General features: G+C 46.7%; 17 protein-coding genes and 1 tRNA gene. 12 read left to right on the forward strand and 6 right to left on the reverse strand.

Annotation, left to right across the window (positions count from 1 at the left end):
* Window positions 1–383: 383 nt before the first annotated feature.
* Window positions 384–1,253, reverse strand: coding sequence for a lipid kinase (locus QT984_RS22390; RefSeq protein ID WP_333231688.1), 870 nt, complete (start codon window positions 1,251–1,253; stop codon window positions 384–386).
* Window positions 1,254–1,481: 228 nt separating this feature from the next.
* On the opposite strand from QT984_RS22390, the gene QT984_RS22395 reads away from it, so the two are divergent.
* A complete protein-coding gene (locus QT984_RS22395) occupies window positions 1,482–2,798 on the forward strand; it encodes a HEAT repeat domain-containing protein (protein ID WP_333057593.1) in 1,317 nt (438 codons plus the stop codon).
* Window positions 2,799–2,910: 112 nt separating this feature from the next.
* Here the strand turns inward: QT984_RS22395 and QT984_RS22400 are convergent, their stop codons facing one another.
* A complete protein-coding gene (locus QT984_RS22400; RefSeq protein WP_333057591.1) occupies window positions 2,911–6,318 on the reverse strand; it encodes a PAS domain S-box protein in 3,408 nt (1,135 codons plus the stop codon).
* A 616-nt stretch (window positions 6,319–6,934) separates the two neighbouring features.
* Here QT984_RS22400 and QT984_RS22405 point away from each other — a divergent pair.
* The 7 genes from QT984_RS22405 to QT984_RS22435 all read left to right on the forward strand — a co-directional run bounded on the left by QT984_RS22405 (window position 6,935) and on the right by QT984_RS22435 (window position 14,046).
* A complete protein-coding gene (locus tag QT984_RS22405; protein ID WP_333057590.1) occupies window positions 6,935–7,909 on the forward strand; it encodes a LysR family transcriptional regulator in 975 nt (324 codons plus the stop codon).
* 189 nt (window positions 7,910–8,098) lie between these two features.
* A complete protein-coding gene (locus QT984_RS22410; protein ID WP_333057588.1) occupies window positions 8,099–9,163 on the forward strand; it encodes an anthranilate phosphoribosyltransferase family protein in 1,065 nt (354 codons plus the stop codon).
* A gap of 159 nt (window positions 9,164–9,322) precedes the next feature.
* A complete protein-coding gene (locus QT984_RS22415) occupies window positions 9,323–9,928 on the forward strand; it encodes a molybdenum cofactor guanylyltransferase (protein ID WP_333057586.1) in 606 nt (201 codons plus the stop codon).
* A gap of 49 nt (window positions 9,929–9,977) precedes the next feature.
* Window positions 9,978–11,153 carry an aminotransferase class V-fold PLP-dependent enzyme gene (locus tag QT984_RS22420; protein ID WP_333057584.1) on the forward strand — a complete coding sequence of 392 codons (1,176 nt, stop codon included), beginning with the start codon at window positions 9,978–9,980 and terminating at the stop codon, window positions 11,151–11,153.
* Between the two features lie 586 nt (window positions 11,154–11,739).
* Window positions 11,740–12,087: a DUF6717 family protein gene (locus QT984_RS22425; protein ID WP_015175132.1), complete on the forward strand. Its 348-nt coding sequence runs from the start codon at window positions 11,740–11,742 to the stop codon at window positions 12,085–12,087.
* A 14-nt stretch (window positions 12,088–12,101) separates the two neighbouring features.
* Window positions 12,102–13,451 (forward strand): LCP family protein, encoded by a 1,350-nt coding sequence (locus tag QT984_RS22430; RefSeq protein ID WP_333374975.1) that lies wholly within the window; start codon window positions 12,102–12,104, stop codon window positions 13,449–13,451.
* A gap of 85 nt (window positions 13,452–13,536) precedes the next feature.
* Complete coding sequence (locus tag QT984_RS22435) at window positions 13,537–14,046, forward strand: pentapeptide repeat-containing protein (protein WP_333057582.1); 510 nt, start codon at window positions 13,537–13,539, stop codon at window positions 14,044–14,046.
* A 128-nt stretch (window positions 14,047–14,174) separates the two neighbouring features.
* Here the strand turns inward: QT984_RS22435 and QT984_RS22440 are convergent, their stop codons facing one another.
* Together QT984_RS22440 and QT984_RS22445 are read right to left on the reverse strand one after the other, a co-directional pair.
* On the reverse strand, window positions 14,175–15,428 hold the full coding sequence (locus tag QT984_RS22440) for an S-layer homology domain-containing protein (protein WP_333057581.1): 1,254 nt from the start codon (window positions 15,426–15,428) through the stop codon (window positions 14,175–14,177).
* A 375-nt stretch (window positions 15,429–15,803) separates the two neighbouring features.
* Window positions 15,804–16,496: a GDSL-type esterase/lipase family protein gene (locus QT984_RS22445; protein WP_333057579.1), complete on the reverse strand. Its 693-nt coding sequence runs from the start codon at window positions 16,494–16,496 to the stop codon at window positions 15,804–15,806.
* An 80-nt stretch (window positions 16,497–16,576) separates the two neighbouring features.
* On the opposite strand from QT984_RS22445, the gene QT984_RS22450 reads away from it, so the two are divergent.
* The 4 genes from QT984_RS22450 to QT984_RS22465 all read left to right on the forward strand — a co-directional run bounded on the left by QT984_RS22450 (window position 16,577) and on the right by QT984_RS22465 (window position 18,328).
* A complete protein-coding gene (locus tag QT984_RS22450) occupies window positions 16,577–16,807 on the forward strand; it encodes a DNA-directed RNA polymerase subunit omega (RefSeq protein ID WP_015175138.1) in 231 nt (76 codons plus the stop codon).
* Window positions 16,808–17,059: 252 nt separating this feature from the next.
* Window positions 17,060–17,707: a hypothetical protein gene (locus QT984_RS22455; protein ID WP_333273358.1), complete on the forward strand. Its 648-nt coding sequence runs from the start codon at window positions 17,060–17,062 to the stop codon at window positions 17,705–17,707.
* 141 nt (window positions 17,708–17,848) lie between these two features.
* Window positions 17,849–18,217 (forward strand): DUF1818 family protein, encoded by a 369-nt coding sequence (locus QT984_RS22460; RefSeq protein WP_333057576.1) that lies wholly within the window; start codon window positions 17,849–17,851, stop codon window positions 18,215–18,217.
* A gap of 37 nt (window positions 18,218–18,254) precedes the next feature.
* Window positions 18,255–18,328, forward strand: a tRNA-Pro gene (locus QT984_RS22465).
* 231 nt (window positions 18,329–18,559) lie between these two features.
* Here QT984_RS22465 and QT984_RS22470 read toward each other — a convergent pair.
* On the reverse strand, window positions 18,560–20,236 hold the full coding sequence (locus QT984_RS22470; RefSeq protein ID WP_333057574.1) for a mechanosensitive ion channel: 1,677 nt from the start codon (window positions 20,234–20,236) through the stop codon (window positions 18,560–18,562).
* Between the two features lie 101 nt (window positions 20,237–20,337).
* The gene (locus QT984_RS22475; protein ID WP_333057573.1) at window positions 20,338–21,669 is read right to left on the reverse strand and encodes a transposase; all 1,332 of its coding nucleotides are present in this window, start codon (window positions 21,667–21,669) and stop codon (window positions 20,338–20,340) included.
* Window positions 21,670–21,718: the final 49 nt, after the last annotated feature.

Here is a 21,718-nt window from a genome sequence, read left to right on the forward strand (position 1 = left end):
TGTGGCACGGGCATCTTGCCCGTGGCTAATATCTGAACAGGCAAGATGCCTGTTCCACAACATAATATAATTTATTGATTAATTAATTGTGGCACGGGCATCTTGCCCGTGGCTAATATATGAACAGGCAAGATGCCTGTTCCACAACATAATATAATTTATTGATTAATTAACTGTGGCACGGGCATCTTGCCCGTGGCAAATATATGAACAGGCTTTCCGGCCTGTTCCACAACATAATATAATTTATTGATTAATTAATTGTGGCACGGGCATCTTGCCCGTGGCAAATATATGAACAGGCTTTCCGGCCTGTTGCACAACATAATTATATATGAACAGGCAAGATGCCTGTTCCACAACATAATTATATAAGTCATGAGTTATGAAGGAGCTATAACTGCTAAAGCTTGGGGAATGACTCGGAATTTTGCAGGCGTGTAAGTTGTGATTTCACCGTCGGTATTAATCGGACGGCGTTTGCTAGTATTCACCTCAAATTCTTGAGCGTACAAGACGCGAACGTTAGGCGAACTGGTATAATTTCCTTGCCTCATAGCCGGCAGCAAAGCAATGATTTCCCACCAGTGTATTGTTTCCAAACTGTACAAATCCAGTCGCTTGTCGTCGATTGTGGCATCCTCGGCTACTGTCATCCCTCCGCCGTAATAGCGACCGTTGCCAATGGCAATTTGAATAGTTTTCACCTTAAAAGATTGGTTGTTTACCTTAATTTCTGCTCGGAACGGTCGCGCTGACAAAATTGTCTGCAAAGCAGTAAAAGCATAAGCTAAAACTCCCCAGCGCTGCTTCACGTTTTTAGTCAGCCGCTGGGTAATTTGCACGCTCAATCCCAAACTCGCCACATTAAAAAAATGCTTGCCGTTCACCCAACCTAGGTCTATTAGTCGAACTTTACCCCTGGCGATTACTTGACAAGCTGCTGATAAATCTGTAGGGATTCTCAGAGTGCGGGCTAGGTCGTTAGCTGTTCCCATGGGCAAAATACCCAAGGGTAACTTGGTGTCTATCAAACCTTCTATGGCGGCGTTGAGAGTGCCGTCGCCACCGCCAATTATTACTAATTCGACTCGATTTTGGTAGCGGCGAATCGTGTCGGAAAGTTCGTGGGCGTGGTCGGTAGACTCTATAATTAACTCAAAACCCAGTGCTTCTAATTTTACAGTGGCTTGAGATAATAGCTTTTGCCCTTTTCGGGAGTGCTGGTTTACTAAAAGTAGAGCTTTCTTCATTTGTTAATTTTTAATTAGGAATATTGGGTCTTTTAAATTACAAAAAGTATAGCTTGATGCCTTAACTGCATGAAATTAATGCTTTACTTCCATTTTACCAGTTATGATGGATTGACAAAAATGTTAAAAAATGGATAATTGTAGCAAAAGATTTGTAAAAAATAGCTCCCTCCGGCTCTGACTTAGCAGCAAAAAACCTCGCTTGTGGATCGAACTTAATTTAAAATCATGTATAATTTTTTACAAAAAGCGCAAGTCGCGGCCGATCGCCAAAACTGGCCCTTGTTAGTTGAATGCTTGCAGCAAGTGACAGCCGACGGTAGCAAGCCGCAGGAAGAACACATTTTAGAGCAAGCTGTCAGTTTAGCAATAGAAGCCTTAAAATCGGGCGATTTTCAAGACCGTTGGGAAATTGCTAAAGTATTGCCAAATCTGGGAGATGGCGCGATCGCACCTTTAATTGCCGTGCTCGAAGACGAAGACGCAGACACCGAACCCCGGTGGTTTGCCGCCCGCATCCTCGGAAAGTTCGTGAAACCAAGCTATCCCGTAGGGAATAGCCCCGAAGTGATTCAAGCTTTAGTAGAATTAGTCAAAAATTCCGACGAAGAATTGAGCCAAATCGCCGCCGAAACCCTAGGGAATTTCGGCCCGACAGCTATAGAATCCCTCGCAACTCTCCTACTCCAAGAAGACTCGCGACAGTTTGCAACAGCAGCACTCGCCCAAATTCGGCGCACCGAAACCATCCCACCGCTGTTGAGCGTAGTCGGAGACTCTCAAGTTGCGGTGCGGGCAGCCGCAATCGAGGCCCTGAGCAGCTTTCACGATTCCCGCATCCCCCCGGTACTGGTAGCAGCACTCAAAGATCCGGCGACAGCAGTCAGAAAAGAAGCCGTGCGAGCTCTGGGTGTGCGCGCCTATTTAGATGCAGAATTAGATTTAGTTAACTTGCTCAAACCTTTGCTTTCCGACATCCGATTAGAAGTTTGTCAGCAAGCGGCGATCGCGATCGGGCGAGTGAAAACCGATGCTGCTGCTGCTGCTTTATTTGAATTGCTGCGATCGCCAATAACTCCGGTTGAATTGCAAATCGAAACTGTGCGCGCCCTAAGCTGGATGGAAACTGCAACCGCTTTAGCATATTTGCATCAGACATTAAGGGCGCAATTTACTAACATAAATTATACTGTTTGTCAAGAGATAGTCACGGTTTTAGGGCGAGTAGAAAAGCCGGAATTAAAAGCTGTTGCTGCTGAAATTCTGATTGATTTGTTGAAAACCGATCATCCGGCCGTGCAGGAGGCAGTTAGCAAAAAATTTTTAGCTTTAGGTTTAGGAAAATTAGGAGATATGAGAGGGCTAGATGCTCTGATTCCAATGTTGGGCGACGCAGACAACAGCGTCAGGCTACACTGCATGGCAGCGCTCAAACAGCTAGGTGCTGCTGAGGCTAGGCAGAAATTAGAAAGCTTAGTGAAACAAGAGAGTCTCGAACCAAAATTGAAACAAGGAATTGCGATCGCCCTGCAAGAATGGCAATAAAATTAAGAGCGGGCGGATTTACGGAGAACATTTAAATTTAGGGTGCGCCATAAGCACCTTACGTAGAAATTAAATATTGAATTTTGAACTCGATAACTGAAAAATCACAACTTTAGCTGTGCTCAATTGGCAGTCGGACTCGGAAAGTCGAGCCGAGTCCTTCCCCAGGACTTTCGGCCCAGACACTGCCGCCGTGGAGTTCCACGAGATGGCGGACGATCGCCAACCCCAGTCCCAGCCCGCCGTAATTGCGCGTAGAAGTGCTGTCAGCTTGGCGGAAGCGATCGAACACAAAGGGCAAAAACTCCTTGCTGATGCCAATTCCCGTATCGCTAACAACGATCGAAACAGAGTGAACCGGAGACGGCCCAGACAAGATGGCGCCACCCCCTGCTCCCGGTTCCCCATCCTCCGAGAGCGTGATTTCCACGCGACCCGACGGCGGCGTAAACTTAATAGCATTCGAGAGCAAATTAGACACCACCTGCTGCAAACGAGTAGCATCGCCCTTCACCAAGCTCACCCCTTCGCCACAAAAACTCACCAATTCAATTCCCCTAGCTTCAGCATCAGGGATCAGCGCCTTCACCGCCGTTTCTACAATCCGCACCAAATCCACCGGGAACAGCTTCAAACACACTTTGTTGCTCACAATCCGGGAAACATCCAGCAAATCCTCAATCATCTGAGTTTGCAACCGCGCGTTTCGCTCAATAGTCTCCAAACCCACAGCCGTTTTTTCGGCACTCATCTGGCGCTGCCGCAACATCTGGGCCCAGCCCAAAATCGCGTTCAGAGGCGTCCGCAACTCGTGAGAAAGCGTTCCTAAAAACTGGTCTTTAATCCGGTTGGCCTCCGCTGCTTCCCGGTAAAGCCGCGCATTGTCGATCGCCACCGCCGCATCCCGCGCCAAATCCTCCAGCAAAATTAAATCCTCCACCCCGCAGCGGCGGCCAGACTCCCCGCACAGCAACGAAATCACTCCCAGCGTCCGCCCGCGAGCGATCAGTGGTACGCAGATTGCCGACAGCACCTGGGATTGGGAGCGCAGCACCAACTGCAGTTCCCTGTCCGGGACAACTGCTTCGATCACCCATTGCGGTATTTCTGGGTATAGCTTCGACTCACCAGTCCGCAGCACCTTTGCTACTCCGTGCCGTCCCTGGGGGTCGAGTGGCATACGCCGATCGATTTGCCACAGCAGATCGACTTTGCTCGGATCTGAGTGAGCAACTGCTTGCAAGCGGATCGAGCCGTCGGCATCGAGCAAATGCACACAGCACCAATCCCCTAGCCCCGGTACTGTTAAATCTGCCAAACCTTGCAGCGCCTTCTCGTAATCCAGGGAAGCCGACGACAGCAAAGCCAAAGCTTGAGCGTTAAAATAGGCTGTTTGGGCCGATCGCTGGCGATCGTCAATATCAGTACAAGTCCCGAACCATTTAAGAATTTTCCCCTCAGCGTCCCGCACGGGCAATGCCCTGCCCAGATGCCAGCGGTAAGCCCCGTCAGAGGCTCGTTTAAAGCGGTATTCCACCTCGTAAGTCCTCCCCGTCTGCACCGAGGTCTTCCAGCTTTCTACAGCATCTTCCACGTCATCTGGATGCAAAACTGGCTGCCACCCCCAGCCTTGAGTTTCCTCCAGCGTCAAGCCAGTATATTCAAACCAGCGCTGGTTGTAGTAGTCGAGCCAGCCGTCGGGTCTGGCAGTCCAAACTATTTGCGGGATGGCTTCAGCGAGGACGCGGTACAACTGTTCGCTGGCTTCGGCTTCGCGACGAGCGGCCTGTTCCCGCGCCAATGCCCAATTCCGCTGTTCTTCGGCTTCTTTGCGAGCGGTGATGTCGCTAATTACGCCGATCCATTTGCAGGGATTGCCTTGTTTGTCAAGCACTGCTTTGCCCCGATCGATCCAATGGAGCAAGCCACCCCGTTGGCACTGAACGCGGTATTCCTCAAAAAATGGGGCGGCAGAACTGTCTGGCGCACTCAAATACCGATCGACTGCGACCAAAACTCGATCGCGGTCGATCGGGTGCAAGATACTGTTCCAAGCTGCTCTTGTCCTCGGAAATCCGCCTTTTGCGTACTCCAAATGTTCGTCTACGTGACCGAACCACAGCACGATGTCGGTCTCGATATCCCATTCGTAAATCAAATCACTGGCACTTTCTGCTGCAATCCGAAACCGCTCTTCAGACTGTCGCAGCACTTCCAGAAACTTAAAGCGTTCAGTCACGTCCAAAACCAGAGACAGCACCGATACCAACTGTCCCGAATCGCTGTAAAAAGCCGAATTGTACCACTCGCAGTGTACCAACGAACCCCTCTTATTATAATTGCTGTTGCGAACTACATTGCAGCGATTTTCTGGTTTTTTTAAACTATAAATTGCAGATTCTACCTCTGACAAATCGCCCTTGGAAATAAAGTTCCAGTCGCTAAAATGCTTGCCTAAAACTTCTCTTTTTTCCCAGCCAAAAATATTCTCGGCCGCCGGCGACCACCCGCTGAGACGAAAGTTTTCATCCCACTCAATCACCGCTAGGGGCGTATTTTCAAAATGAGAAGTGAGTTTTTGCAGCGCCTCGCGCAGGGATGCTTCTACTTGCTTGCGCTTAGTAATATCGCCAAAAGAAATAGCAATGCCGTCGCCCAATTTAACGGTCATAATCCGAAACCAGCCGACAATGCCTTCGCTTTCGCTGTTGTAATAAATCTCGGTATCGAGGGGAATTCCTGTTTCTGTAACTTGGACGTAACTGTCGAACAAACCGCTATATTTATGGCCCGGCAGCACTTGCAGCAATCGCTTGCCGATTAATTCCTCTGGGGTACTCTGCTGAATTTTTGCTGCAGCAGGATTGACGTATTCCCATTCAAAATCCACAATTGTGGATTCGTCGCGGATGCTGCGGAACACGTTAAAACCGTCTAGAGATAATTCCTGAAAAACGCGGAAGCGTTCTTCGCTTTCTTGCAGCTTGCCTACGGTGTCAAGCAGGAGATCCTCGACTCGCTCTCGCTGCGTTATTTCTGCAAGCAATTGCTGGTTAATTTGCTGGAGTTCGGTTGTGAGGGAGGGGACGGAATTTGTAATATCAGAGTCGGCTTGCAGTCGATCGACCTTTTCAGATTCCAGCGCCGTATTTCCTGGAAAAGAGGCCGCCCCAGCCAAAGCCAACACTTGAGAAATCCAAGGTCTCAGGGACGCTACAGCCCACAAAGAGATGATAGCGGTAACGGGGGCGATCGAACTTGACAGCCAGTAGCTGGGGTGCACCAGCATCCAAACTTGCATCAAGTAAGTTGTCCCGCCCCAGAAAAACCAGGCTCCCAATAGGATAAACCCCTTGCTCAAAGGCACGTCCCGCTGCTTCCGGGCATAGTATGTCAGAAGTGCTGGAATTGAATAATAAGCCAAGGCAATTAACACATCGCTGACCACCTGCAGTCCCATCAACTGGGGTTGCCACTGGCAACAGCCATCTTGCGGAATAAAATTGTGGTTAAATGACATAATCTTAATAAAGAGCAGCATTTCGGCTTTCCTGTGCGATCGATCTTAGTTGCACTTGTGTTGCTGACCCGCTAATTTCTAGTTTATACACAAAAAAACATAAAACAAAAGTGACTTTAGTCCGGGGAGGAAAGTTCACAGCAGGGTTTAACTAACCTGCCTGAAATATTTGTCCATTTATTGAGAGGTTTAGGGAGAGTGAGGTACTATAATTCCCAAGGAGGTACGAAATTCAATGCTATCTTTTGAATTCACAACTTACGGAAAAACAGAGCAATTGAGCGCGCTTGATGAAGAGATTACTAAAGTGCCGTTGGGTGAAACGGTTTAGCTAGCAACTGGCAATAGTCGATAAATTCATCTTTATTGAATCTATTTTTTGATAAGTTTGCAGATTCAGAAATCCCTTCAACATAGGAGAATCGACCTCTACTTGGAGGCTCAGAAATCCTGCCGGAGCAGATTGATGCTTAGAGCGCAGCATCCCCGCCTCTGGCGCTGGAATCAAAACTAATCTGTACCTGTATCAAAGTCTACTAAATTCTGCTACTACATCGGTTAATGTCACAGATTATGTTCCAGTAAAATTTCTGAAACCATCTCGAATGAAACATCCATGCGCTTAGAGCAGCTTCAAGCATTTCTTTCAGTGGCTGAAACTGGTAGCTTTCAGCAAGCGGCCCGGAAGTGTGGCGTTACCCAATCGACTATTAGCCGCCAAGTGCAGGGATTAGAAGCGGAAGTGGGTTTGTCGCTGTTTCACCGCACGGCCCACGCGAAACTGACTGTGGGAGGGGAATGCCTACTGCCTCACGCTCGCAAAATCTGTCAGACTTGGCGAAATGCTGCTGAAGAATTGGGAGACTTACGGGCAGGAAAGCAGCCGGAACTCTGCGTGGCGGCGATTCATTCGGTTTGCGCTGCTTATTTGCCACCTGTGCTGCAAAAGTTTTGCCGCGACTATCCAGACGTGCAATTGCGAGTGACTGCCCTCGGGAGCGATCGAGCTCTGAAAGTCCTCAAAGACGGTTTGGTTGACATCGCTGTGGTGATGAACAACCGCCATTTTACTCAAGCCCCGGAAATGTTGGTTGAGGTGCTCTACAATGAGCCGATCGAGGTGTTGATGGCGGCGGGTCATCCCCTGGCACAGTACGATCGAGTACCTTGGCCGGAATTGATTTGTTACCCGCAAGTGGTGTTTAAGGACGGGTACGGAATGCAGCGGATGGTGCAAGAACAATTTGGACGCATCGGTGCTAAACTTCATGCTGTTTTGGAACTCAACACTCTTGATGCTTTTCGGGGTGTGGTGCGACAGGGAGAATTGATTGCTTTGCTGCCGCATTCAGCTTTGGTGGAGGCGAAGGGCGATCGTACTTTAGCAATTCGGTCGATCGCCCCAGAGCGCTCAAATTCCAAGGTTTCGACGATCGGTCAATTGGCCGCAGATCCCACTTGGACTCGCGAAGTGGTATTGGTGACAACTCACGATCGAATGCAAATTCCGCCGATCGCCCATTTCTGGAATTTGGTACGCGAATTTGTGCCGCCATTTGATGTAATCAACCTAGAAAAATCAGGCAGTTAATACCATTTTAGATTTTAGATTTGAGATTGGGAATGACTGATGAAATAAGGGTTTGGATATTTCCAACAATTGCCTTCTTTTTGGGAACTGGTATAATTCGATAATTTTAAATAGATAGTTCTGAAATTTAAATTTAAAACGGTTCAAATACTACCAATTACCCCTTACCAATTACCAACTTCAAATGTTATGAGTGACGCATTTAGAGAATTGCTGCGAAAAATTGGCAGCGGAGTACACACAGGAGAAAACTTAACTCGCTCCGAAGCAGCAGCAGCCACGCGGATGATGCTGCTGGGGGAAGCAACACCAGCTCAAATCGGAGCTTTTATGATTTCCCACCGCATTAAACGGCCCACTGGGGAAGAATTAGCGGGAATGCTCGATGCTTATGAAGAATTGGGGCCCCTTCTTGCCCCCCCAAACCGAGAAAAAGGGTTTTCCGTCTCTACCGTCGCCGTGTTTGGCGTTGCTTACGACGGGCGATCGCGCACGGCTCCAATTAGCCCAATAACCGCCCTAATTTTAGCCGCATCTGGCGTCCCAACCCTCATGCACGGCGGGGATACCATGCCAACCAAGGAAGGCATTCCCCTGATTGAAATTTGGCGCGGTTTGGGAGTTGACTGGAGAAAACTGAGTTTAGAAAAAGTCCAGCAAGTTTTTGACAATACGGGTTTGGGTTTTGTGTACCTTCCCAAGCATTTTCCTCAAGCCGCCGCTTTAGTGCCCTACCGCCGCGAAATTGGAAAACGGCCACCTTTTTCGACAATGGAGTTGATGTGGTGTCCCTGTGCCGGCGATGTTAACGTTATATCGGGCTACGTCCACCCGCCGACAGAAGGTATGTTTCAAAAAGCCTTTGACTTGCGGGGAATCAAAAATTATACCACAGTCAAAGGATTGGAGGGAAGCTGCGATTTGCCGCGCGATCGTACTGCGATTATCGGCATTGCTAAGCCGGATGCCGAGTTTGAACGACTGCTTTTGGCCCACGGAGATTACGGTTTTAGCAACACAAATCCGGCATTTGAATCAACCTCTGAGTTATTAAAACAAATGCAGGAAGTGTTGCTTGGAAAACCCTCAGAAGTGATGCAGTCCGCTATCTGGAACGGCGGATTTTATCTGTGGCGCAGCGGAGTTTGTTTGGATATGAGCTCGGGTTTGATTGAGGCAGAAACTTTATTAAGTCGGGGTCAAGTCGTGCAAAAACTTGAGGAAGTTAGCCAAGCCGTTAGTGTTTTGAGTTGACAGTTGACAGTTGACTACTGACTACTTACTACTGACTACTAGACATCTCCAATAATTATTGTGGAACAGGCATCTTGCCTGTTCAAAACAGACAATTCTTGCGATAACTAATGACTACTGACTACTGACTACTGACTACTGACTACTGACTACTGACTAATGACTAATCATAAAATTGCCGTAATTGTGCTTGCAGGCGGCCAAAGTTCGCGGATGGGTAGGGATAAAGCTCTACTGGAAATAGAGGGCAAATCCCTCTTGCAGCGGGCGTTGGAAGTTGCCGCAGTTGTAACCCCCGAAGTTTATGTTCTGACTGCTTGGCCCGATCGCTATCGATCGACCTTAACCGAAACATCCCAATTTCTGGTAGAGTACAATCCGGGATCCGGGCCCTTGGTTGCATTGACTCAGGGATTGACAGAAATTGCCGCCGAGTGGATTTTACTGTTAGCTTGCGATTTGCCTTTGTTGGATGCCCAGATTATTCAGAATTGGGCAAGTCAGTTAACAGAGTTTCCCCCATCAACTTTAGCAGTTGTCCCTTATCAAAATTCGCGCTGGGAGCCTTTGTGCGGCTTCTACCGCCAACAATCTCTGCCCAGCTTGCAAAGTTTTATTGACAAAGGAGGACGTTCCTTTCAAGTTTGGTTAAATCAAATACCCGCAATCCCTTTACCTGTAGGGGAACGAGAAGCAGTAATGTTATCGAATTGCAATACATTAGAAGAGTTTGAGCAATTAAAAGGTAAAATGAGTAACTGTTGACTTTTGACAGTTGACAGTTAACTGACTAATTACTAATTACTATTTACTAATGATTAACCAATATTGGTTGCTCGATCGCGATATAACTTTCCTCAATCACGGCTCTTTTGGGGCCTGTCCGATTCCCGTACTCGAAGCGCAAACCATTTTTCGAGAACAACTGGAAAGAGAACCATTGCGCTTTTTACTGCGGGAATTTGAACCCTTGTTGGATAATGCGAGAAATCAGTTAGCAGCATTTCTCGGTGCGAGTGAGGATGACTTGGCTTTTGTGCCGAATGCGACGACGGGAGTAAATGCAGTTTTGCGATCGCTCTGTTTTTCTCCGGGCGACGAATTGCTAACTACAAATCAGGAATACAACGCTTGCCGCAACACACTTAATTTTGTAGCCGAGCGTACAGGCGCTAAAGTAATAGTAGCAGAAGTCCCCTTTCCCATTGAGTCACCCGACCAAGTTATTGAAGCAATAATTAAGTGCGTTTCACCGCAAACAAAGTTAGCCTTATTAGACCACGTTGTCAGCCAAACAGGTTTAATTTTTCCCATCAAACAGTTAGTCGGCGAGTTAGCTAACCGTGGCGTGGATGTATTGGTAGACGGAGCTCACGCGCCGGGAATGGTAGCACTGAATTTAGAGGAAATTGGCGCAGCTTATTATACGGGAAATTGCCACAAGTGGCTGTGCGCGCCGAAAGGTGCGGGCTTTTTATACGTGCGGCGCGACAAACAAAATGCCATTCGGCCAACTACAATCAGTCACGGTGCTAACTCGCCCCGTGCTGATAAATCGCGCTTTCAACTAGAATTTGACTGGATGGGAACAGTCGATCCTAGCCCCTATTTGTGCGTGCCTGTAGCTATTGATTTTATGGGTTCTTTGTTGAGCGGCGGCTGGCCGGAATTGATGGCAAAGAATCATGCTTTAGCATTGGCTGGAAGAAAAATATTGGCGGACAAATTAGATTTGCCGCTACCTTGTCCTGATGAAATGGTGGGTTCGATGGCTGTTGTGCCGCTGCTAGACTCCCAGTCTGATGTGGTTGCAAAGGGAGGAATTCCACCTTTGCAAGAGGCGCTGTGGGAGATTTTTAAAATTGAAGTTCCGGTGATTCCTTGGCCGAATGCTAGTAAGCAGTTGGTGAGGATTTCGGCTCAATTATACAATACTTTGCCGCAGTATCAATATTTAGCTAATGCCCTGGTTGAGCTGACGAGAATTTGAGCGGGATTTTCCCGAAAAGAAACATCACACCCAGCTACAAATAGTTATAGTTTGGTAGTTAGGGTGTCGGTTCTCATAGTTGGGATGAATACAGACTATTTGTCCTTACTATAAACGTAGTAATGGTTATACAAATAGGCACCATAAGAGTAAAAATCCTGGCAGTAATCACCTTTATTTCTGTTTAATTGGGATACTATTTATACTAATTCTCAAAACTCATGCAACAGTAGCTGTAGGGTGCGTCGCCACCTGCCAATCCTAAAAAAGAGCGACAATCTCCAAGCGACGCACCTTACCTGAAGCGTGAGCGTAAACAAACCAAAAACTCATAATTGTTGCAAGAGTTTGGAGAATTGGTATTACATAAAATAAAAAAAAACACAAAAATAGATATAAAGCCCCATCGCTCTCAACTTCGCCAATCCGCCAAAACCGAATAAACTTTGTAAATAACCCGCGAAAATTCCTAAGTTAAAACAGGGTTGTCAAAGCGGATAGCGCACAACTTCCGCGCCACAGAATATAATGTATCAACAGTTGCATTTTTGCAGACAAAAAAAGGAAATGAAAAGAGGCGAATACCATGTCCAATGCCATGATGGTAATTTACCCCTATCGCGAACAGTACACCTGGGTTTTTGACGACGAGCGAGTCGGACTTGTCCGAGAACCATTTGTTCAGGGCGTCCCCGAAATGATTAACGCGCTTGTCGCAGACATTCCCAATGCCGCCCAAGGTTTCCGACTTTTATTTTCAGCCAATCCATTTCCCGGATATCAAGCAGAAATGCTGTGGTTGAAAGCAGAATACGGCGGTAACTGGTATCGGTGGGAATCGAAAAATCTCGAAGGCTGGCTGTGTCCGGCTATGTTCAAATACTTCCCAGAAGCACCGCCCAAGTTTTACTGCAAAGCTGAAAAACTGCAATAACCAACAGCAAGTCTATGAAAAACTTGTCAATTTTTAAAAGAGACTTTGTTACACCAGTCGCTGAAATCTCTCGAAAAAAGCCTAAATTCTTCCTGTATATAGTGGGGCTATTTTTCCTAGTTTTCACAGCCGCCATCTCGGCTACATTGGGTGCAATTACCGCCCTTTTAGCTCCCGTGGAACCGCCAATTATCAATAGAGTATTAGAGGCGACGGGCTTTGACTATCTATCCTCCAACCGCTCTGGATACCGCCTGTCGCGGTCAGTTAATATCTTGATATTGGGAATTGACGCCATGCCAGAATCTGCTGCCAATTCCCCTAAGATATTTAACGGCCGCAGCGATACGATACTCTTATTTCACCTCGAACCTAGAGATAAATCTATTAGTTTACTTTCAGTTCCACGAGATACTAAAGTCGAAGTTCCCGGAATTAGATTCAGCAAAATTAGCGAAGCTAATGCTACGGGAGGAGCAGCTTTGGCGACGCAATTAGTTAGCAGTATGCTGAACAATACGAAAATTGAAAGATACGTGCGAGTCAGCAGCAATGCGTTTCAGGAATTAGTCGATTTGTTGGGCGGAGTTGAGGTATTTGTACCTCGCGCGATGTCCTATACAGATACCGCTCAAAAGTTAAAAATAAACTTAGGCCAGGGATGGCAAACTCTCAACGGAGAACAAGCAGAACAATTTGCTCGATTTCGCAACGACGGTTTAGGAGATATTGGCCGCATTCAACGGCAGCAATCTTTAATTCAAGCTATTCGGGACCGCCTCGCAAGTCCATCAGCATTGGTGCGCTTGCCACAAATTGTTCGATTGATGCAAAAATATGTGGATACAAACCTAAGTTATGAGGAAATATTGACGCTAGCCAATTTCGGTTTGCAATTGGAACGAGATAATTTTAAAATGGTAATGTTGCCTGGACGTTCTAGTTCAGAAACAGGGGATTTGAGGAGTTATTGGATTGTAGATGTGCTCGGGCGCGATCGCATTATGACACAATACTTGAACCAGAGCGTGCCGGATTTTGAACAAGGACGATTTCGCAACCCAACCGAGTCCCTGTTGCCCAAAAACCTCAAAATATCTGTCCAAAACGCTTCTAGCAAACCGACAAGCGCAAAAAACGTTGCTGAATTTCTCACAAAAAAGGGATTTTTTAATGTATCTGTAGTGCAGGATGCGCCCCAAAAGCAGCGTCAAAGTCAAATTATTGTTCAGCAAGGCGATTTAGAGGCAGCGAATCTACTGCAAAAAGAGTTAGGCGGCGGTAAACTTGAAGCATCTTCTACCGGTGAAATTAATTCTGACTTGACGCTTCGCGTTGGCGAAGATTGGGTAAAGCGATTTTAATTAGTCATGAGTCATTAGTCATGAGTCATCAGTCATTAGTCAACAGTCAACAGTCAACTATGCCCAATTCCCCATTCCCATCATCATGAAAAGTGTTTTCCGAATATTTCTGAGCCTGGTTTTAAGTTTAGTGTTGGCTTTGGGGTGGGTGCTGCTGAGTGCTACTCCAGCATTTGCCCTACCAAAAACAAATATTAATTACACAAATATTAATTTGTCCGATCGCGATTTTTCCAACTCTGATTTAGCGGGGGGAACATTTGTCGCTGCGGAAATGCGGGGAACAAACTTTCAAGGTGCTGATTTAACTAATGCGATTTTGACTAAGGGAGTTTTGCTGAATGCAAACTTGTCAGGTGCCAACCTCTCCGGCGCTTTGGCAGATAGAGTTACATTCGACGGCGCTAATTTGACAAATGCTAATTTTTCCGAGGCAATTATGACTCGAACTCGGTTTTTTGATGCTGCAATTTCCGGCGCTGACTTTACTGACGCGATTATCGACGCTTATCAAGTGACTCTCCTGTGCGAGAAAGCAGATGGTGTCAATCCCGTGACGGGAGTTTCTACTCGCGAAAGTTTGGGATGTCCGTAGGAATTCACACTTAAAGAAAATCCCTGGCTAATTATTTGATTAGATGCACCTGTAGGAAAGTGAAATACACAAATTAAAGCCCCTCTCCTGCAAGGCGAGGGGTTTGAGGAAATTTCCCATTATCGGCTCTATCGAGCGCTACAAATGTCTGTGCTGGCAGTACCAACTACCAAATCGGAATTCAACAGCAAATCTAGATCGGTGTCGGGATTAACAGCATACAAATCGACTTTATCTCGACCCAAAAATACCCCGATCAAAGTCCCGATTCCCGCACCGCCGAGCACCTCTTCAGTTGCGATCGCCCGATCGCCCGTAACACCTGCAATCGCCGCCGCTGCTGCTGCACCCAACGCCGTATTCTTAACCAGATTACCAACATTAACGCCCTTGGTAACAGTTTCTTTCCTAGTAATCACTTGCGAAGTGGCATTGAGAGGCACTCTGCTCCCGTTGAGTATACTTAATTCTTGAGCCACAAACTGAACGCCCGATGCAGTCGATCGCAATTCGCCGCTAATTTTCGAGCCTTCGGGTATCAACACTTGGCCATTACTTCCCGTGATATCCGCAGCTACAGTCAGCGTAATCGGAGACTTGTCATTAGGGGCGAGCAAAATCTTGCCTTTTGTGTACTCGATTGGGATAGTCACCCCCCTGGGAATTTGCACAGCAACCGACTCGCTAACATCAATCTTAGCAATGTAAGGAGAATTAATTGGTCTTGCTTGATTGGTACTCACTAATGTTTGATAGATAAAAGCAGCTACTTCAGCTCGTGTTGCTGACTTGTTAGGTTTGAGAGATTTAGGATTGGGATAGCTGACAACTAACTGTTTTTCAGTAGCCGCAGCAACGCTTTTGACAGCATAACTTTGAATCTCACCCGCATCATTATAGTAGCTGAGAACATCTTGAAAATCGCACCTAGGCTCATAGCCCATGCCGTTATTTAAAGCGACTACAACTTGAACGCGAGGAATCTGCTGTGTCGGCCTAAAAACATTGCCGGGATAGCCAGACATCCATCCCATTTCGTAAGCTTCGGCGATCGCCCCGCTTGCCCAAAAATTAGACGGAACATCGGCAAACCGCACAGCATCGCGGGTTTTTGCCTTTTTCACCGAACGGATCATTGCCGCAAATTCAGCCCGCGTTACCGGTGCATCCGGGCGGAAAGTGCGATCGGGAAATCCTTTGATAATTCCTCTTTCTGACAAATCTTGGATAAAGTCTTTTGCCCAGTAGTTATTATTAACATCCGAAAAAGCTGTCTGAGCAAAAGCAGGCGCGGGAGTTAGCATCGGCGCTGCGGTTCCGGCAACTGTTCCCAGTGTTAATAAAACAGATGTACCAGATTTAATGCGATGTAATACAGACATTTTTGATTCTCCAATTTACACAAGTTTTTTATTGAGGAGAACTAAGCTTTTGATAGGCTGATTGATTCTGCCCAACTTGCTCTTTCCCTCGGTTATGTAATCATTATTGAAGAATTTTACTTATGGTGCGGGGAAGATACGGTCTTTTAAAATAAATATTTTTATGGTGATTGGGTAATTTTAAAATGCTTAAATTCCTTAAAATCCTTATGTTGCTTATCTCCCTTATCTACCTTGAAATTATAGAGTTCTGGATGCAGAGCCTTTATATGTAGGGGCGGTGCCAAGAGCGCCCGCCCTCACTCGACTAGATTAATGACTAATAACTAATAACTAATGACTACTATCTAATGACTACCGACTACTGACAACTAACTAATGACTAATACTTGCGATCGGTTCCCAACTTGTCACATCTTCAAATAAAGATTGATACCCCGCTGCATTGGGATGCAGCCCATCTGCAATCAAGCGCGATCGCCACCAATCACTGCCCCGATTTATCCATTTATCAAAAATATCTAAATAGGGAATTCCCCGCAACTGACAAGCTAATTTTGTTGCTTCTTTATACTGATATTGGTCGGCATGATTGTAATACAAACAATCTTGAAAAGGCATTTTACTTTCATCCACCGGCACCATCCCGACAAATATCACCGGACAAAGTTGTTGGGACAGGTTTAACAAATGATCCAAAACAGTTTTAAAATGTTCAAAATCAGTGTAGCTGCGCCCGGTAGGCGACTGTACTCTCGCCGAATCGTTGAGGCCTACCGAAAGAATAATCGCATCCGGGAAACGGTTTCTGAGCTCGCCACGGTGGCGAAACTCGTTTTCGAGCCGCTGGGAGACTTGATAGGCCCGATCGCCCCGAACGCCCAAATTGTATAAAACGTGTCCTGCACTCTCCGGTAACATCCACTGGCGCCGCAATCTTTCCACCCAACCTCCACCTACACCGTCGCCGAAACCGTAGATTAAGCTGTCACCGAAAGCAACCAATTTGAGGGGATGAGAATTTCCCCGATGCAAGTGACCAAAGGAATAGGCTGTTGCTACCTGCATAAGTAATGATACTCAGTTAATAAATTATGAATCTTGACATACTAGACTAGAATGTAACATTACATAAAGTAGGGAGTCTCATGGTTAAGCGTCCAACTTTCGATTCAACTCAGCTAACCCGTCGGGCGGAAGAGTTGATTAACGGTGCATCCAACCGCTATCGGATTACGGTGCAGGTGGCGAACCGCGCAAAACGCCGTCGATATGAAGATTTTGACAATATGGACGACCATCAAATGAAACCTGTAATGCGGGCGATATTTGAGATGTCGGATGAACTGACTCAGCCGGAAATTATCGGAGACATCTAGAGTTGGGGAGTTTTGAGTTTTGAGTGGTGAATTGCGAGTAATTTTTTTAAACTCCACACTCAAAACTTTCTTAAACTAGACTTGGGTGCGCGGGAGGAGAAACCCGGTTGATTCCTAGTTCCCTTGTTAAAAAAACTCTGATGTTTCTAATAAACCGGGTTGAGGATCGTAAATCCTAAAATTAGAAACTAGGACATCTGCTTGGGGGTAAGTTTATGAAATTATTCTATTTTTGAAATTATTGTCAAAACCGTGAATAGATTAAAGCAGGGCTTAAGTTTTCTCTTGGTTACTTTGAGTGTAGCGATTTTCACGCTTTTGAGTTGGGTATTGGAATCCGGGGAACTGAGTATGTCGGCTTTGGAACCTTCGCTGCTGCGGAGTTCTGAGTCTGTATCAGTGCAGCGGGTGGCTCAACAATCTGCGCCGCCGCAAGTGAGGGTGCAAGATGCGTGGAAATTGGTGTACGAAAAATTGCCGGATTTCCCGATCGAAAATAACTACATTTCTAAGGAAACTGGAAAAGTCGATCCTACCAATACTTTAGTCGGGCGGTTCATTCGATATCACGTATTTGTCAAAGGACGGCCGCCCAATTACCGCTTTGATTGGAAGTTGAGTTTAGCTGACTATTTGGGGGCGACTCCAGATTATTTGGTGGAAAGTGTTTATCCGGGAAAAGACCTTTTGCGCTCAAATCCAATGGAACAGGATCGCGCTGCTATTCAAAAGTTAAATAGAGCACAGCGGGATGCTTTGGTTGAAGCTTTGGTTGATGTTTTTACGGAGAATTCCGGGCGTGGGCGCACACCGACGGCGGGGGAAAAACCACAAGGGCGATCGAATTCGCCGGATATACCGCAGCCGCAGCCGGGAGATGCGAAGTTGCTGGCACCTTAATACACCAGCTTGTAGAAACCGGGTTTTTTACGGAAATAGTGCTTTTGAGCCTTTAACAAAGGTAAAAAACCCGGTTTCTTTCGTATTTATGGGTAAGCCCTACTAATCTAAAATCCAAAATCTAAAATCTAAAATCCCTTAATGGTGGAACGTGTAATTAAAACCGATGTTGGGTGGCGTTTGGGATGGAACCCGGAGGCCCAGGAGTTTAAGGGTTTGGTAGCTGGCGACGGTTGGGCGATCGAACTCACAGAGGCTGAGTTAAACGATTTTTGCCGATTGTTGGGGCAATTGGCCGGCACCATGAGTCAAATGGCCTCTGAGTTAATGGACGAGGAAAAAATAGCCATTGAAGCCGAAAGCGACTTGCTGTGGGTGCAGGTGGAAGGCTATCCCGAAGCTTACAGCGTGCAGTTGATCCTGAATGCTGGCAGGAGGTGCGAGGGTTTTTGGCCGGCGGCTGCGGTTCCGACTTTGGTGCAGGCCGCAAAAGTTTTAAAAGTTTTTTGACTTTTTCGGGAATTCTATGCTAAGCTGTTAAAGCTGTCGGGGCGTAGCGCAGCTTGGTAGCGCACTACTTTGGGGTAGTAGGGGTCGTGGGTTCAAATCCCGCCGCTCCGATTGTGATAAAACCTTCTCATAGAGAAGGTTTTGTTGTTTTAGGGCCGGCGATGCAGCTCTTAACATTCTCAATTAGGGGCATGGGCCCAGAAACAAGAATCAATCTCTGCTTCCGAACAGTCTATAGCTGTATCCTCAAATTCAAAGGCTTTGCGATTGCTTCGCGACCCTCACAATGAAATTAATCATAAAAAAATGGCGTTTGTACTTGACAAACGCCATTTTATAGTATTACAAACGTGGCGTCTTATCTTGTTTAAACGACGCTAACAATTCGCGAATTTGGTCGGCCGCAATCTCGCGCCCGCCCAAACCAAAAGCTAGAGCAATGCCAACTGCGATCGCCCCAAGCAGGAGCCCGAAAGCCAAATTCACAATATCGCTGCCAATGCCCATCTGTTGCAGCGCCAAGGCTGAAACAAAGGCAATAATCGCAACCCGAGCCGCTTGGCCCAAAAGCCGCGCTTGGCGAGTTCCAGAACTGGCAATCAAACTAAACGCCAGATTCGCCAAATACAAGCCGATCGCAAATACCACCAAACCGGCTAGCACCCTACCTGCAACCAGGACAATACCGCTAACAATAGCCGTCAGCGCTGGAATTTGCAGCACGTCGGTAGCAGCCACCACTGCAAACAGCAGGATGCCCACCTGCACCACAATGCCGACCAACTCAGAAGGCGTGCGGGCCGGAATTTCCGGTTCCTGAAGAATCGTTGCGTCGGGATCGATCGAACTTGGCGGTAGCCTTAGCGACTGTTTCGGTGGCTGCACCCCCAACCAAGAAAAGACATTGTTGAAGCCAATTCCGGTCATGATATTAGTAACCAAATCGCCTACCCAGCGCCCCAAAATGTAAGCAAGCGCCAGAATCATGGCTGCCGTGAAGATTTTGGGAACCGCGCCCAAAATGTCGTTGAGCATCGCGACAGCAGGCTGCGAAATCGCTTGAATGTCCAAAGCGTTCAGAGCTGCGATCGCGGTTGGAATCAAAATCAAAACATAGACGATCGTACCGACAATCCACGACAGCGATTGTCCGCCCGAAGTCCGCGAAATTCCAAACCGAGCACCCAAACCGTCTGCCCCAGCAGCCGCCAACAGATTCGTGACAATCCGCCGCACCACCATAGCCAGCAGCCAGCCCACAAACCCAATCAGCACAGCTTCCAGAATTTTCGGAATTGCCGCCAGAATTTGGTTGAGTAAATTATTAACCGGCAGCAGAGCCTGCTGCATTTCCAGTGAGTCGAGAATCAGTGGCAAAAACAGCAGAAAAATGAACCAGTACAGCGCATTCGCCACAGTATCGCTCAGCAGCAAAGGGCGCTCAGTGGGCGCTGCGCCCACCTCTTGATTCAAGCGCTCGTCCACGTTAAAAGCGCGCATTGCCCGCGATACTGCCATTTTGGCGACTGTCGCCAACACCCAAGCAATCCCCAACCAAATTAGCGCGCCGGCTAACTTCGGCAAGAAACCGGTAATTTGATTGAGAAAAGTATTGAGCGGTTGCGAGACAGCCGTGAGATTCAGCCGGTTGAAAAAGGCAATTAGGAAAAAGACAAAAATGATCCAGAAAACCGCTGCGGAAATCCATTTTTCCACTTGCGGGGCTCCAGATCCTTCCGGGCGGCCGGTAATCCAAGTAGCCAGCCGGTTGTCGAGCGTAGTTTTCTTGAGCAATCCCCCCACTAAAGATGAGACGAGGGCTGATACTATCAAGCCAATGAGCAGGATACCGACGGCCCAGAGGAGATTTTCAATGTTTGAGCCCTGAAGGAAATTGTTAATTCCGCGTTCCGCATCTGTCAGGGGATTTGCGGGCTGGGCCTGGGCCAAAAGGCGATCGGACAAAGCCGCTATGGGGCCCGATATGGGTTGAGTTGTTTCTTGCCAAGTTTCATTCATTTTTTTCTCAGGTTAACGTCACATTTGACAAGGAGAAGACGAAACTTTAATAATAGTTCCAAAAAATCTAGACATCGCCTAAATTTAATGTTTGTACACTTTTAATGTACTGGGTTAACTACAAAACCCTCTAGCGAATTTGGGATCAACCCATCTCCGACTGCTTTGGGGCCAATATTCAAAGAACCCTTGACATCGGCATTTATGAATCGTCCAGTTTGGGTTCTGAACAATCCTCTTTTTACCCTACTGCCAATGTAGTCGGAATGTTGGTGAATTGGTTCCAAATCCCAAGCTGAACATTTGGATGTGTAACTCTCCTCAACTAACCCAACTTGAATTCCCGCAAGTTGTCCTTTGTACTGCAACATTTGCACAAATCGGCGATGGGGAATACGGGAAAAATTTAGATTGTCAACTTTACCAGTATTAATCCCATCTTTAAAATCCTCGTTCCAGCCTATAGCCCAATACGGTTCAGTTAGTTCTAAAAAAACAGATCGTGCGTAGTGCGTAGGTTGGGTTGAGGAACGAAACCCAACATTTTCGCTACAATTTTCCTTAAGCCAAGCGTATTGGCCTATAGCCAGCAAGCCAATTTGATGATTAACGAGTTCTTTAATAATTGCGGAACTCGTCGTATGGAGGTAGTAATCGACTTTACAGTTACGATTGTGCCACAATCGGGCTAGTTTTTTACTGTTTTTTTGCGCTACGGGCAGCAATAATTTCAATGCCGATGAAACTTGATTGCAGTATTGGTTTCTGGACTTAACACCCCGTCCCTCGTAGATTGTCGGTACTAACCCACGAACATTGTAGGTTAATGTTGCCATATTGTTTAATCCTAAATCTATGGCAGCGACTCTCCGATTAACTTGTAAAGGCTGTTCTAACTTTTCATATAGCACCTCGACAACATAACAACCTACTTTGGGAACAATCCGGATTTCCAGAATCGATGTCACTTTTGAGGGCAACCAAATATTAGTCCCAGAGGGACGATCGTATCCTTTTTTTAAGGCTCTTTTGCTGACAGCTTGACAATTAAATACAACTACATAGTGCCCGTCCTCTCTTTTTAGCTCTCTTGAACCTTTGTCATGAGGGATTTTCGGTGCGGTTTTAAACTTAGTTTGGTCTTCCCGATCGTTTCGCACCGCCATATAATAGCTAGTCCATGCTTTTATCACTAATTTGATCGCTAAGCCGATCGTGCTTTGTGCTACTTTTGCGGGCAGTGCTTTGTAATCAGGACTTGTTTTGAGCGCGCGATCGACAGCCAGAGCGTTTCTTTCTTGGCTAGCGAAAAACTTTTGACGGTAGATGTAATTAGCGTTATTGTAAAAATTTTTGCACAGCCAAGACAGTCTATCGGCTTCTCGATAAAACCTATGATTTGGTTTAATGATGTGCCTTTCGACTAACTCCATAATCGGTATATATACTTTAATTCAAGATGATACACTGTATTTATGAGTG

Origin of the sequence: Microcoleus sp. Z1_B2, assembly GCF_036700325.1 — a bacterium.
GTDB lineage: Bacteria > Cyanobacteriota > Cyanobacteriia > Cyanobacteriales > Microcoleaceae > Microcoleus.